This is a genomic window from Aurantivibrio plasticivorans (assembly GCF_055392955.1).
Window position 1 is genome coordinate 2,285,360 of sequence record NZ_AP036020.1, and the last position, 12,742, is coordinate 2,298,101.

Sequence of the window (12,742 nt, forward strand, 5' to 3'; positions counted from 1 at the left end):
GCTATTTGTTAGATTTTTTTGTTCTCAGTCAGTAGAACAGTATCTATACACTCAACCAAATCTTCCATTTCAAACTTTTTAACATCACACGCCTCAAGTTGAGTATGGACATTAGCAAATTCAACCGCCCGCTTTCCTTGAGCATTTGCTACGAGACAGCTTTCAAATCTATAAAACATGTAAGTTGGCCCGCTCAACTCTGGGACTGAAAACAGCTCTCCCACCATCTGAGTCATTACCTTTGGACTCTTTGATTTTGTTGCGACTTTCATCAATTCCTTTTTTGACTTCCCGTCCGCCTTTTCACTAGCCAAGCCCATAGCTAAAGCGAGCTCTAGCTGGCATTCAGACTTGAAAGACTGGAGCGCAGACTCACGATTAAAGTCATCTCCAGCAAAGACAGAAATACTTAAAGTAGAAACTAAAGACAAGAAAATTATTCTATACATCGAACACCCTTTCGATTGAAATCTAACTCCGCCATAAACGGCGCGAGCTTGCGAGCGTCCGGCGACCGAAGGGAGCGAATTTAATGGCCTTGTTAAGTTTTTTTGGCAACAATTTCAACTCCTTTATAGTTTATGTTAAAGCAATATGACCTGAATTGCTTACCTATGGCCTTTAGCTCCATTTTACCTTCCATTGGAACTTCCAATAATTCATCACTGCTCTCTGGACCAAGCCAGGCCAAAGCTTTTAATATGACTGTATTTTTATTAATGATAGATATTTCTTGTAGTTGAACGCCATCACACCACATGAATTCAGCACAACAACCTGTTTTCAGTTTCCATGTAAGAAGCCACTCAAGATCAGATTGCAAACGCTGATCATGAAGTGACTTTGACAAATTTATGATCTGTGAGAGTCGCCTCGCAGTTACCCTTTCCATTTTTAGCACTCTGCGCTTTATTCTCATCTTGCTTGAATAAAGCCACTCGAAGTACTTGTCGTCCTTTAGCCCTTTTTCTTTCGTCATATTTATAGCTTCTTTACGAAGCGCGATTTGGTTTGAAACTTAACAGTTTATTCAAGAACATGGTCGTATATAGCCATGTATGTGCATATATGAACATATGTTCCTATATATAGCCATTGTATGTCTACATGTAACCATATATGCCTATATATAACCATGTTCTTTAATTCATATATCGCGCAGATCAACTATGCGATCATTCAATCCTAGCAAGATCGCTTGTGCGCGCTGGAGCACCCATAGCTTTTCGCCCTTGAGCCACACACCTCCTGCCCTCTTCACCTTCGCGCGAAGCTCAGTTTCGACAAAGTTGATTTTGACGCCAACCCTGTCATGAGGCTTAAGCTTTTCCTTCGTCACAACGCGCTTTAGGGCACCTACTAGTGCTCTTTCTTCAACAATGATTTCAACCGTTGTATACCTCTTCTTTTTCGTCGTGTCATCTCTGTAGCGCACGCAAACTAAACTCTTTCCCCAGCGCTCACTATGCTGCTGGGAACCCATTTGGCCTGGCAATATCGTTTTTGCTACTTTCATTGCATCCTCCTTGAAGCTAGCACTTGAAACCTTAACATGTATTAATATACAGTATCCGAACAACTTAATCACAGGCGACTTTTATAGATCACTCAATTCATATCAAAAATACGCATCAAGGATTTGTAATAATGGACTATTCAATCACTTTGCCGGTAGAGGATATACCGCCAGCACTCCCGTCTAAACCGACTCGTTTTCTAGATCAATTCCGGCTGTATATGCGAACAGACGGGAAAAGTTACAGCACTGAGAAAACCTACGTTTACTGGGCACGCTTCTTTATCAATTATTCAGGTAAAGCGCACCCTACTACACTGGGTACAGCTGCTGTTCGGGACTTCCTAACTTTTTTGGCAACACAACGAAATGTTTCATCAAGCACTCAGAAAACCGCGTTAAACGCATTGGCTTATTTATATAATCAGTTTTTAAAGCAGCCATTAGGAGACATTGGGTTTCGGTACGCTAAGAAACCACCCCGAATACCCACGGTCTTTTCTCATGAAGAAGCGAAGCGAGTAATTGCTGAATTGAAATATCCTAGCAAGTTAATGGCCCAATTGATGTACGGCTCCGGCTTGCGTATTTCTGAAGCTATTCGGCTGCGTGTTAAAGACATTGATTTTGAGCAAGGTTACATTGTCATTCGAAATGGCAAAGGCAATAAAGATCGAACAACCCTGCTTCCAAAGTTGGCGGTGGATGAGCTTAAGGTTCAAATCGGTACGGTCGAAAAACTATTAGAGGACGACATTCACAATGGCGTCAACCCAGTCTATTTACCCAATGCCTTGGCAAGAAAATACCCTAATTACGGCCGAGAATTAGCCTGGCAATATGTTTTTCCCTCGCAAGTCTTGCCTGTAGACCCTCGCGCTGGTGTCGAGCGCCGCCACCACATTCATCGCTATACGGTTCAAAGGCACATTCACGACGCGATTCGCAAAGCGAAAATACATAAGCAGGCAAGTAGTCATACATTTCGTCATTCCTTTGCGACGCGCTTGCTTTACAAAGGTTTTGACCTGCATAAAATTCAGCAATTGATGGGGCATAGCGATATCAGCACAACGCAGATTTACTTACATGTGCTTGATGAGATAGGAAATTGGGTCACAAGCCCTGTTGATGACGATTAGTATTACCTGTATCCGTTCCATAACAAAAAGGCAGCCGATTTGGCTGCCTTTTTCGATATACGCGTAATATTGAATACGCTAACTATTTTCCAGCAACATTGTACCGGCGCCTGTATTTGAAATCGGCGCGTGATAGTTACGATGTAATTCTTTGACGTTACCCGTTAGTACGCCTCGCATACCTAACCACATAATTAGCTCTGGACCTTGTGCACCGGCAATTTCGACTAGATCCAAAATCGAGTATTTGGTCAGCTCCTCGGGTTGATTCACGATTTTATCCATACACTCGATATCAAACTTCTTATTAATTATCCCAGCTCTTTCGCCATCAAGTTGATGGGATAAACCACCCGTACCAAGCACAACCACTTTAAGGTCTTCATCATATGACTCAATCGCTTTGCCGATCGCTTTACCCAGATCAAAACATCGCTTTGGCGATGGCATCGGGTGTTGCTCTACATTAAGACACACTGGAATCACTTTCATATGGTCATATTTGTAACCTGGCCACATAAGCTGCATGGGCACCGTTAAACCATGATCCACTCGCATTTCTTGGCATATGGTAATATCGAATTCGTTATCTACCAGTTGGTTACAAATATGCCATGACAAATCTTCATGTCCCTTGATTGGCGGAATAGGTTTTATGCCCCACCCTTCGTCGGCGTTGTGGTACTCAGCCGCCGCACCAATGGCAAACGTTGGTTTTTTATCGATAAAAAATTCTAGACCATGATCATTGTAAAAAATGACCGCGACATCGGGTTGCTTTTCGTTCAACCATTCTCTAATGGGTGGGTAACCATCAAAGAAAGGTTTCCAATACGGGTCTTGCTGAAGGTTGCCTTCGATTGCCCGGCCAATTGCGGGAATATGTGAGGTCGTGATACCGCCAATAATTTTCGCCATGAATAATCTCTTTATACTGTGTTTAGTTTTTGGCCGCTGTTTATGTTGGCTTCTAGTCAGCTTTGCCCCTGCTCGACGAGCTTGGCCTTAAATTCCTCTACAGTCATACCGGTTTGTTGTGCGCCGATGTCTTGCACGTTAAGTCCGATGTAGCCAGCAAATTTTGCGAGGTAATAAATACTACCGCCGAGCTCAAGTAGTTTAAGCACATCTCTATCAGCGATTGCTTTCTTTTGTTCTTCGGTTAAACCGTACTTATCACAACATGCCTGTTCGTCTGCAGCGAAAGCTTCCCGGCCGTCGGCGTCATTCAACGAATAACACAATTTATTCAGCCCATAGCCCTTACGCGCCATTTTACCGTCGAATAAAATGGTGCCTGGTATGTTTCTTTTTTCATCTAAATAACTCATCACGACTACCTGCTGTTTTAACTAGGCCCAGTAAAGTTTCATGGGATTATCAATTAATAGCTTACGTTGTAACTCTTCCGTTGGTGCTATGTGTGGGATCACATCGACCAAAGCACCATCATCTGGTGTATGAGATTTCATGTTGGGATGAGGCCAATCGGTTCCCCACAAAACCCGGTCTGGAAACTTTTCTACCAACGTGCGTGCAAATGGGACGACATCGGAATAGTCCGGTGGTTGCTGGGTTAAACGCTCTGGACAACTCACTTTGGTCCACATATTGGGAAAACGCTCCAATAATTGAATAAACTTTTTAAAGTCCTCGTGCTCCACACCTTTTGTCACATCGGGCCGCCCCATATGATCGACCACAATAGTGGTATCGAGTTCTTCAAAAAATGGGATGAGCCCTTCCATATCAGGCGCCTCGAAATAAACAACGATATGCCAGCCTAACGATTTAATGCGTTTGGCAATATTTAAAAAAACGTCTCTCGGAGTGTCGTCTACTAATCGCTTGAGAAAATTAAAACGCACAGCGCGAACACCGGCTTGGTCCATTGCTTGTAGCTCGTCGTCACTCACATCGGGAGAGACCACGGCCACGCCGCGCGCTAAATCACCGGCCGTATTGAGCGCATCGACTAAGGCATCGTTATTGGTCCCATGGCAGGACGCTTGAACGATAACATTTCTGGAAAAACCAAGATGATCCCGTAACGCAAACAATTGAGCTTTCGATGCATCACACGGTGTGTATTTTCGTTTTGGCGAATACGGAAATTGCTCAGCTGGGCCAAACACATGACAATGGGCATCGATGGCGCCCTCTGGCGCTTGATAGTCAGGTTTTTTTGGAGATGCGTGAAACGGTAAGTAATCGGGATCCATAAATGTTCCTGGCTGTTTAGTTTCTAGTGGTCTAACTATTGCCTGTCTATTTTTAACAGTCGAATGACTAGCTCTCACATAGTCGTTTTTGATAAAACGTTTTGTAACAGGTTAAACAAACACGTAACCATCAAATAACTTTCGCGCCGTGCGAATAATCGCAGCGCTTACGATAGCGTTTTCGTCATTTTTTTCTAACGCGACACCCATAAAACCTGAGGGATGCTCCACATCCAATGCCAATTTTTTTGACTGTCCGCTAGGTAAAACCGTGAGCGCTGCCGCCGGAGAACCCGTGAGGCAACAGGCAGTCGCGACACTCACAGCGCCTAGCACACCTATCGATGCATGACATCGATGCGGAATAAACGTGCGTGTCGAAATTGCGCCACCTTGCGTAGGTTCGCTAACCATGGACATTTTGGGAACGGTTTTTTCGGTGACGTCACCGAGATTCATCATCGGCCCAACGTGTAAGCGTATTGATTCTAATTTGTCACGCAGTGATTGATTGGCTTCAAGTTCTTCACGGGTTTCATTGCCCGTTATACCCATATCCGCCGCACGCATAACCACCACCGGCATACCATTGTCGATGCACGTAACCTCTACCCCATCAACGACATCGACTGTATTTCCGGTGGGCAATAACGCACCACAACTTGAACCGGCTGTATCGATAAATTCAATCGCTATTTCACTAGCACTGCCTGGGACACCATCAATCGCCGTGCCACCGTTGTAAATAACATTTCCGTTTTGCGTTGCCACTTTGGCATGCGCAACTTGGCCAGTGTTTTCCATATAGATCGAGACGGTGGTATTGCCCTCTTGTGCGGACACTAACCCTCTTTCGATAGCAAATGGGCCAACACCCGCCAAAATGTTCCCGCAATTTTGCGCATCGGTCACGATCGCCTGATCAACCACCACCTGTAGAAAAAGATAGTCGACGTCGATACCTTCACGCTCACTTCGTTTAACGACCGCCACTTTGGACGTTAACGGATCAGCGCCACCCATTCCATCGATCTGGCGGATGTCTGGCGAGCCCATGACGCGCAGTAGACAGGCGTCTCGCTCTGGTATCGAGTCTGGTAAATCCTCTCGCAAAAAATACCCGCCTTTTGATGTACCGCCTCGCATCCACATACAGCGAACGCCATCGAGGTCGCTAGTATTCTCTACTGCACCTAAACCCGGTGCGCCGTTAGACATACTTCAAACCTTTTTCGGCCAATCGTGAGCGCATGTTATACATGTCTAAACCTAGTTCACCTTTGGCCAAACGAACACGTTTTTCTTCTTCTACGGCCATACGCTTTTGTGATGCCTCCAGCACGGCTTGTGCTTCTTCACGTCGCACAACAACAACACCATCATCATCAGCAACGATAATATCGCCGGGGTTCACAACTTCTTCTGCACAGACAATCGGGACATTGACGGAGCCCAAGGTTTCTTTAATCGTGCCTTGCGCAAACACATGCTTTGACCACACAGGAAAATTCATTTGTTTTAAGTCCCGTGTATCGCGAACGCCACCCTCAATAATTAAACCAACGACGCCACGCGCTTGCGCAGAGGTAGCCAGTAAGTCACCAAAAAAACCGTGATTAGACGGTGATGTCGGCGCGAACACCAGCATATCCCCTGCTTTTGCCTGTTCAATCGCAACGTGCATCATCCAGTTATCGCCGGCCGCTCCGGAAATAGTGATAGCAGACCCTGCCACGCAGACATCCGGATAAATCGGCCGCATGTAATCCGCTAACAGCCCTTTTCGCCCTTGGGCCTCGTGAATGGTTGCCACACCGCAAGTTGCCAAGCCATCAATTATGGATTGCTCGGCACGTTGAATATTTTGTACGACCACATGATTGTTCATAAGAATTCCTACTGCGTTTCTCAATGTTGAGCGTGTAATACGCGTAATCTGCGATTAATGCTTCAATGTACAAAAAGATAGGACAAAAGAATACCTCACCTATAAAGTGAAGTAATGAAGTAGGCTGTGTACTTCCTACTGCTATCTTCGTCAACAGGGTAGTAACGAAGTGCCTCAGAGCCATAGCAAACTCTGTGAGCCCTACAATCAGCATCCATCTACACCAGGGCCCCCGGTCAATAGCAATAGGAAGTACACAACCTACTCGTTTGATACGATTTAGCGTATGTCTGATTTAAAGGTGATTTGATGTATGGATGTATTTCGTCACTGATCAAATGACGAGACGACTAAATACACGTCGTGCGTTATGTTCAAATATTTTTTGTTTGTCTTCGTCTGATAACACGGTATTTGCATCGATATAGCGTTTGGTATCATCGAAATAATGGCCCGTTTCTGGATCGATTCCGCGTACTGCACCAATCATTTCTGAAGCGAATAAAATGTTTTCAACCGGTACAATATCCAGTAATAGGTCAATACCACGCTGGTGATAAACACACGTATCAAAGTAAATATTCTTAAGTGCCGCCTCTTCAATGGGCGGGTAACCTTGGTCTTGCAATAAACCACGGTAACGCCCCCAATGGTAAGGTACCGCGCCTCCGCCATGGGGAATGATAATTTTTAAGGTTGGAAAATCTTTAAAGACATCAGACATCACTAGTTGCTGAAACCCTGTGGTATCCGCACCGAGGTAATGAGAACCCGTGGTATGAAAACAGTCGTTGCATGAGGCACTGACGTGCACCATGGCCGGGACATCGAGCTCACACATTTTTTCATAAATGGGATAAAAGGCTTTATCAGCCAACGACATATCTTGCCAATGTCCGCCACTGGGGTCTGGGTTCAGGTTACAACCAATAAACCCCATTTCCGTGACACAGCGTTCTAACTCGGGCACTGACTTCGCAGGATCGACGCCTGGTGATTGAGGCAGCTGTGCAACCGGTGTGAAGTTTTCAGGAAACAGGTCACAGACACGACGAATTAATTCATTTTGATGCTCGGTCCAAAACTGGCTGGTGTGTTCATTACCAATATGATGGCCCATCCAGCTAGCGCGGGGAGAAAAGATAGTGAGGTCGGTACCGCGTTCTTTTTGCAGACGTAACTGGTTGTTTTCGATACTTTCACGGATTTCATCATCACTAATTACGATAGTGCCTTTCTCGCCAACAAATTTTGGGTCTTTGGCGACCGCCGCTTTTTGAGCGTCGCGGTACTCCCCTACCTGGGGTGGCGTAGTCGTATAATGCCCGTGACAGTCGATAATCATGAAACTTCCTATGCTGAATCGTTATTTTTGATCAAGTATCACGACAAAAGCCGAAGCAGACCATTCCAATTTGCCCAGATTCATATTAAATTTTGCTATAGCACTCTAAAACTTGGCGCGAAATTCTGCCAGAATAGCCCCATGCCAAACGATAAGATTTTAATAACGGCGAATACAATAAAAATGCGAAACGACCTGTCAGCCAACGACTCCACGCACGCTGCACAACGACCTCGATATCAAGAGGCTGGAAGAACCCACTATGGACAAGCCTTTACCCAACATTAGACACCTGCGTGTCGCGCACCAAGTTGCGCTGCACAAAAGTATTAGCAAAGCGTCCGCTAAAGTATTTTTATCGCAACCAGCCATTACCCAGGCGATTAATAAGTTAGAGGAGCAACTGGAGACGGTGCTGTTCAATCGCCAATCCACGGGGATGTACCCCACCGAGGGTGGCGAGGTGTATATGCACCGGGTAGAGCGCTGCCTCTCCATCCTTTTTGAAGGCGCGAAAGAAGTGTGTCGACTAGGCGCGAACCGCGATACACCACCCGCTGATCGAATCATTCAACTACTCACCACTACCCAGCTGCGGGCACTTATTTCTGTGACCGAGGTACGCAATTTTAGCTTAGCAGGACGACAACTAGGGATTTCTCAATCATCCATTCACCGCGCTGCCCGCGAGCTTGAAAACCTGCTGCAAATTACCCTGTTTGAAAAAAGCCAAGTAGGCATCACGCCCACCAAAGCGGCGCTAGCACTTGCGAGAGCCGCAAAACTTGCCTTCAATGAAATCACCCAAGCGCAACAAGAGCTTGAGGCGCTTCACAACAGAGAAACTGGCCTCATCGTTGTCGGCAGCATGCCGCTCGCGCGCACCAAGCTGCTACCCAACGCAATCAATCATTTTACCGCGAACAACCCTGGTTTTCGGATCAATATCATCGACGGGCCGTATGAAGATTTACTCAGCCACCTGCGCTCTGGGGATATCGACATCTTAATCGGTGCGCTGCGCTATCCAGCCCCCAGTGACGATATTGAACAGCACGAGCTATACCGGCCACCATTGGGTATCTTTGCCCGAAAAGATCACCCACTCCACCAAAAGGCTGACGTCACACTTGAAGATCTCCAGCGCTACGACTGGCTTGTGCCCCGCCCAGGGACGCCAACACGAGAGGTATTTTCAAAGCTGTTCACCGATCAAGGGCTTGAGGCGCCTCAAGACTGCATAGAGTCAAGCTCACAGGTCTTAGTTCGCGAGGTATTATTGGGGAGTGACAGGTTAGCTATCACGTCAAAAGACCAATTCCCGCGGGAAGAATCACTACAATTGTTGCGGCCGATTAATTTCGATCTGTCGCATACGCAACGCCCTATTGGCGTCACCATGCGCAGCAACTGGCACGCAACTCGGTCACAACAACGATTTATCGATGGCATATTTGCAGAGCAACCCTAAATCATTATCAACCCCAGTAAGCTATTCAAAATTTGAATAGCGGCCTGCCAGAACTTATTACCTCACGCAAAACTTGAATGTTAGTCTGACTTGCTAATTACGCAGTAGTAGCCACTCCGAATATCGACCGTGTGACCATGACAGATTCCTCAGCAGCAACCATTAATGTATCGTTCATTGGCTTTGGCGAAGCGGCTATGGCAATCACAAATGGTTGGCGTGAGGACGAAAACCTTCTTTCTGACGACTGCCAGATTCAAGCCTACGATTGCAAAACCGACTCACAGTTGACCCGCGATGCAAAATTGGCTGATATGGCGGCTTGCGACGTTATCGGCTGTGAAAGCGTCGACACAGCGCTGACCAATTGCCACGCTGTGTTTTCGCTTGTGACGGCCGACCAAGCCACAGATGCGGCAAAAGCCGCTGCTCAAGTGATCAAACCTGAAACTCTATATTTTGATGGTAATTCCTGCTCACCTGGGACCAAACAGCACAACGCCCAGCTTATCGAAGGTGCGGGAGCCCATTATTTCGACTTGGCCATCATGTCCCCTGTTTATCCTCAACGGCACCAAACGCCCATGCTCGTCAGCGGTAATCAGATTGAACTAGCGTCGGCACTACTCAATTCGCTGCGGATGAATGCCACGTCCAATGGCACCCAAGTTGGGCAATCTTCAGCGATAAAAATGATACGCAGTGTCATGGTAAAAGGAATGGAAGCACTCACCGCAGAATGTGTTTTGGCAGCGCGAAAGGCCGGCGTCGACGAAACGGTTTTAGACTCGTTACAGCATACGTTTCCCGACACAGCATGGCGCCAACGCAGCGCCTATAACCTTGAGCGGATGATGTTACACGGTGAACGACGCGCTCAAGAGATGCGCGAAGTCGCCGCCACGCTGCAAGAGTTGGGACTTTATAACGGCATGGCACTGGCATGTAGCCAGTGGCAGTCATCAATCGGCTCGCTTAAGTTGACTGCGACGGACAACGACTACGGCCCGCTTGCCGACAACGTGCTGTCACAGCTAGAGCAGCAGGCTTCTTCTTAAAGACTAGCCGCTTACATTCACAACAAAAATCCATAATTAGGGGGATAGATATGAAGCTTTGTGTCGCAGGAGCCATGGGAGCTTTTGGAATAAAACACTTAGATGCCTTGGCCGCTATTGACGGCGTTTCCGTCACCTCGCTAGTCGGTACTAAACCGGATAAAATTGCGGCCCTCGCGGCTGAACGCGGTATCGGCCACGCCACCACTGACCTTGCCGAGAGTTTAGCCCGTGACGATGTCGATGGCGTTATTTTAGCAACCCCAACGCAAATGCACGCTTCGCAAGCCATTCAATGTCTAGAGGCAGGCAAGCACGTCATGGTTGAAATCCCAATGGCGGATAACATTGAAGACTCACGTAAACTCGTTGAAACCCAACAGCGCACAGGTTTAGTCGCCATGGCTGGCCATACACGTCGCTTCAATCCCAGCCATCAGTGGATTCACAATAAGATCCAGGCTGGTGAGCTGACAGTGCAGCAAATGGATGTCCAGACTTACTTTTTCCGGCGCACCAATACTAACGCCAAAGGCGAAGCGCGCTCGTGGACAGATCATCTGCTTTGGCATCATGCGTGTCATACCGTAGACTTGTTCCAATACCAAACAGGCCAGCAAGCCTCTCAGCTACAAGCCATGCAAGGCCCGATTCACCCGCAACTCGGCATCGCAATGGATATGAGTATCGGGATGAAGGTACCCAGCGGTGCACTATGTACCCTATCCCTCTCGTTTAACAATGAAGGGCCATTTGGTACTTTCTTCCGCTACATTTGCGATAATGGGACCTACATCGCTCGCTATGATGATTTGGTTGATGGGAACGAGAACCCCGTGGATCTTACCGGAGTCGCTGTGTCTAACAATGGTATTGAATTGCAAGACAGAGAATTTATCGCGGCAATACAAGAAGGCAGAGAACCTAACTCAAGCGTCGCGCAATGTTTACCGGCCATGGAAACACTTGATGGCTTAGAAAAATTGCTTGATAACGCATCGTAACATCATGTGGTGCGTTGTGAATCAAGAATAAATAATATTCAGGAGTCGCATGAACGCACTACAACGCACACTCGGTTTATTTCAAGTTAATGCCATTGGCTTAGGGTGCATGTCGCTGTCCCATGCCTATGGCACCACACCTAACAAAGACGCTGCAAGTCATTTACTTAACCATGCGCTCGATGTCGGCTATAACCTACTCGACACGGCTGCACTCTATGGATTTGGAGCCAACGAAGAACTGCTAGGTTCGGCACTGAAAGGGCGACGTCACCAATTTGTACTGGCGAGTAAATGCGGGTTATTTAGAAATGCCGATGGTGTAAGAGAAATCAACGGGCGTCCCGACGTCATAAAGAAAACCTGCGAAGACAGCTTGCGTCGACTCAATACCGAAGTAATCGACTTATATTATTTACATCGCTGGGATAAAAACGTACCTATTGAAGACAGTGTCGGCGCGTTATCCGACCTGGTTCAAGAAGGCAAAATTCGGTCCATTGGCTTATCGGAAGTATCCGTCGACACGCTTAAAAAAGCGCATAACGTTCACCCGGTTACTGCCGTACAAAACGAATTTTCGTTATGGACGCGTAACCCGCACATTGCCATGTTAGAGGCCTGCCGAACAATGGGTATTGCACTTGTGGCTTTTTCTCCCGTTGGCCGAGGTTTTTTGACTGACAAGCCACCGATTCCAAGTGATTTTGAAGCAAGCGATATCCGTGGAAAGATGCCGCGCTTTCAAACTGACAATCATTCGCACAACCTGCAAATAGCCGAACGTTTCTCGGACTTTGCAAAATCGCAGGGGCACACGCGTGCTCAACTCGCGCTCGCCTGGCTATTGCATCAAGGGGAACACGTTATCCCAATACCAGGGACTACCAGTATCAACCATTTAGAAGAAAATTTTGCCGCCACAGATATTGCGCTATCAAGCGAACAACTCCAACATCTAGACAGCCTCATCAGTGAGCAAATAATTAAGGGCAAACGTTACCCAGAGCCTGTTTATGCGGAGATTGATTCAGAAGAGTTTTAACAACCACATATTCACTCAGGGACACTAGCTCAGCAGTCGCAGCGAACATCT

The 12,742-nt window shown here is 46.8% G+C and carries 14 protein-coding genes; 5 read left to right on the top strand and 9 right to left on the bottom strand.

Annotation, left to right across the window (positions count from 1 at the left end; translation table 11 throughout):
• Window positions 1–8: 8 nt before the first annotated feature.
• The 3 genes from ACZ5NB_RS10295 to ACZ5NB_RS10305 all read right to left on the bottom strand — a co-directional run bounded on the left by ACZ5NB_RS10295 (window position 9) and on the right by ACZ5NB_RS10305 (window position 1,516).
• Window positions 9–449, bottom strand: a complete 441-nt coding sequence (locus tag ACZ5NB_RS10295) for a hypothetical protein (RefSeq protein ID WP_464107532.1) — start codon at window positions 447–449, stop codon at window positions 9–11.
• 92 nt (window positions 450–541) lie between these two features.
• Window positions 542–979 (bottom strand): hypothetical protein, encoded by a 438-nt coding sequence (locus ACZ5NB_RS10300; protein WP_464107533.1) that lies wholly within the window; start codon window positions 977–979, stop codon window positions 542–544.
• A 168-nt stretch (window positions 980–1,147) separates the two neighbouring features.
• Window positions 1,148–1,516 (bottom strand): hypothetical protein, encoded by a 369-nt coding sequence (locus ACZ5NB_RS10305; protein WP_464107534.1) that lies wholly within the window; start codon window positions 1,514–1,516, stop codon window positions 1,148–1,150.
• A 131-nt stretch (window positions 1,517–1,647) separates the two neighbouring features.
• Between ACZ5NB_RS10305 and ACZ5NB_RS10310 the strand changes: the two genes are divergently transcribed.
• Window positions 1,648–2,658: an integron integrase gene (locus tag ACZ5NB_RS10310; RefSeq protein ID WP_464107535.1), complete on the top strand. Its 1,011-nt coding sequence runs from the start codon at window positions 1,648–1,650 to the stop codon at window positions 2,656–2,658.
• Window positions 2,659–2,736: 78 nt separating this feature from the next.
• Here ACZ5NB_RS10310 and ACZ5NB_RS10315 read toward each other — a convergent pair whose 3' ends face one another.
• From ACZ5NB_RS10315 to ACZ5NB_RS10340, 6 genes are all read right to left on the bottom strand, one after another.
• Window positions 2,737–3,576, bottom strand: a complete 840-nt coding sequence (locus tag ACZ5NB_RS10315) for a class III extradiol dioxygenase family protein (protein ID WP_464107536.1) — start codon at window positions 3,574–3,576, stop codon at window positions 2,737–2,739.
• Between the two features lie 56 nt (window positions 3,577–3,632).
• Window positions 3,633–3,989 carry a protocatechuate 4,5-dioxygenase subunit alpha gene (locus ACZ5NB_RS10320; RefSeq protein ID WP_464107537.1) on the bottom strand — a complete coding sequence of 119 codons (357 nt, stop codon included), beginning with the start codon at window positions 3,987–3,989 and terminating at the stop codon, window positions 3,633–3,635.
• A gap of 21 nt (window positions 3,990–4,010) precedes the next feature.
• The gene (locus ACZ5NB_RS10325; protein ID WP_464107538.1) at window positions 4,011–4,880 is read right to left on the bottom strand and encodes an amidohydrolase family protein; all 870 of its coding nucleotides are present in this window, start codon (window positions 4,878–4,880) and stop codon (window positions 4,011–4,013) included.
• Window positions 4,881–4,991: 111 nt separating this feature from the next.
• Window positions 4,992–6,098 (bottom strand): 4-oxalomesaconate tautomerase, encoded by a 1,107-nt coding sequence (locus tag ACZ5NB_RS10330; protein WP_460233534.1) that lies wholly within the window; start codon window positions 6,096–6,098, stop codon window positions 4,992–4,994.
• Window positions 6,091–6,768 (bottom strand): 4-carboxy-4-hydroxy-2-oxoadipate aldolase/oxaloacetate decarboxylase, encoded by a 678-nt coding sequence (locus tag ACZ5NB_RS10335; RefSeq protein ID WP_460233535.1) that lies wholly within the window; start codon window positions 6,766–6,768, stop codon window positions 6,091–6,093. The genes ACZ5NB_RS10330 and ACZ5NB_RS10335 overlap by 8 nt, the downstream gene beginning before the upstream one ends.
• A gap of 334 nt (window positions 6,769–7,102) precedes the next feature.
• Window positions 7,103–8,113 carry an amidohydrolase family protein gene (locus tag ACZ5NB_RS10340; protein ID WP_460233536.1) on the bottom strand — a complete coding sequence of 337 codons (1,011 nt, stop codon included), beginning with the start codon at window positions 8,111–8,113 and terminating at the stop codon, window positions 7,103–7,105.
• Window positions 8,114–8,375: 262 nt separating this feature from the next.
• On the opposite strand from ACZ5NB_RS10340, the gene ACZ5NB_RS10345 reads away from it, so the two are divergent.
• From ACZ5NB_RS10345 to ACZ5NB_RS10360, 4 genes are all read left to right on the top strand, one after another.
• Complete coding sequence (locus ACZ5NB_RS10345; protein WP_460233537.1) at window positions 8,376–9,584, top strand: LysR family transcriptional regulator; 1,209 nt, start codon at window positions 8,376–8,378, stop codon at window positions 9,582–9,584.
• A gap of 137 nt (window positions 9,585–9,721) precedes the next feature.
• The gene (locus tag ACZ5NB_RS10350; protein ID WP_460233538.1) at window positions 9,722–10,642 is read left to right on the top strand and encodes an NAD(P)-dependent oxidoreductase; all 921 of its coding nucleotides are present in this window, start codon (window positions 9,722–9,724) and stop codon (window positions 10,640–10,642) included.
• A gap of 50 nt (window positions 10,643–10,692) precedes the next feature.
• On the top strand, window positions 10,693–11,646 hold the full coding sequence (locus tag ACZ5NB_RS10355) for a Gfo/Idh/MocA family oxidoreductase (RefSeq protein ID WP_460233539.1): 954 nt from the start codon (window positions 10,693–10,695) through the stop codon (window positions 11,644–11,646).
• A 49-nt stretch (window positions 11,647–11,695) separates the two neighbouring features.
• Complete coding sequence (locus ACZ5NB_RS10360) at window positions 11,696–12,691, top strand: aldo/keto reductase (protein WP_460233540.1); 996 nt, start codon at window positions 11,696–11,698, stop codon at window positions 12,689–12,691.
• The last annotated feature ends 51 nt before the right edge of the window (window positions 12,692–12,742 follow it).

Excerpts from the sequence above, each read along its gene's own strand:
- ACZ5NB_RS10320 (WP_464107537.1), bottom strand. The coding sequence starts at position 3,989 with ATGAGTTATTTAGATGAAAAAAGAAACATACCAGGCACCATTTTATTC.
- ACZ5NB_RS10345 (WP_460233537.1), top strand. The coding sequence starts at position 8,376 with ATGGACAAGCCTTTACCCAACATTAGACACCTGCGTGTCGCGCACCAA.
- ACZ5NB_RS10350 (WP_460233538.1), top strand. The coding sequence starts at position 9,722 with ATGACAGATTCCTCAGCAGCAACCATTAATGTATCGTTCATTGGCTTT.
- ACZ5NB_RS10300 (WP_464107533.1), bottom strand. The coding sequence starts at position 979 with ATGACGAAAGAAAAAGGGCTAAAGGACGACAAGTACTTCGAGTGGCTT.
- ACZ5NB_RS10330 (WP_460233534.1), bottom strand. The coding sequence starts at position 6,098 with ATGTCTAACGGCGCACCGGGTTTAGGTGCAGTAGAGAATACTAGCGAC.
- ACZ5NB_RS10360 (WP_460233540.1), top strand. The coding sequence starts at position 11,696 with ATGAACGCACTACAACGCACACTCGGTTTATTTCAAGTTAATGCCATT.
- ACZ5NB_RS10335 (WP_460233535.1), bottom strand. The coding sequence starts at position 6,768 with ATGAACAATCATGTGGTCGTACAAAATATTCAACGTGCCGAGCAATCC.
- ACZ5NB_RS10305 (WP_464107534.1), bottom strand. The coding sequence starts at position 1,516 with ATGAAAGTAGCAAAAACGATATTGCCAGGCCAAATGGGTTCCCAGCAG.
- ACZ5NB_RS10340 (WP_460233536.1), bottom strand. The coding sequence starts at position 8,113 with ATGATTATCGACTGTCACGGGCATTATACGACTACGCCACCCCAGGTA.
- ACZ5NB_RS10295 (WP_464107532.1), bottom strand. The coding sequence starts at position 449 with ATGTATAGAATAATTTTCTTGTCTTTAGTTTCTACTTTAAGTATTTCT.
- ACZ5NB_RS10315 (WP_464107536.1), bottom strand. The coding sequence starts at position 3,576 with ATGGCGAAAATTATTGGCGGTATCACGACCTCACATATTCCCGCAATT.
- ACZ5NB_RS10310 (WP_464107535.1), top strand. The coding sequence starts at position 1,648 with ATGGACTATTCAATCACTTTGCCGGTAGAGGATATACCGCCAGCACTC.
- ACZ5NB_RS10355 (WP_460233539.1), top strand. The coding sequence starts at position 10,693 with ATGAAGCTTTGTGTCGCAGGAGCCATGGGAGCTTTTGGAATAAAACAC.
- ACZ5NB_RS10325 (WP_464107538.1), bottom strand. The coding sequence starts at position 4,880 with ATGGATCCCGATTACTTACCGTTTCACGCATCTCCAAAAAAACCTGAC.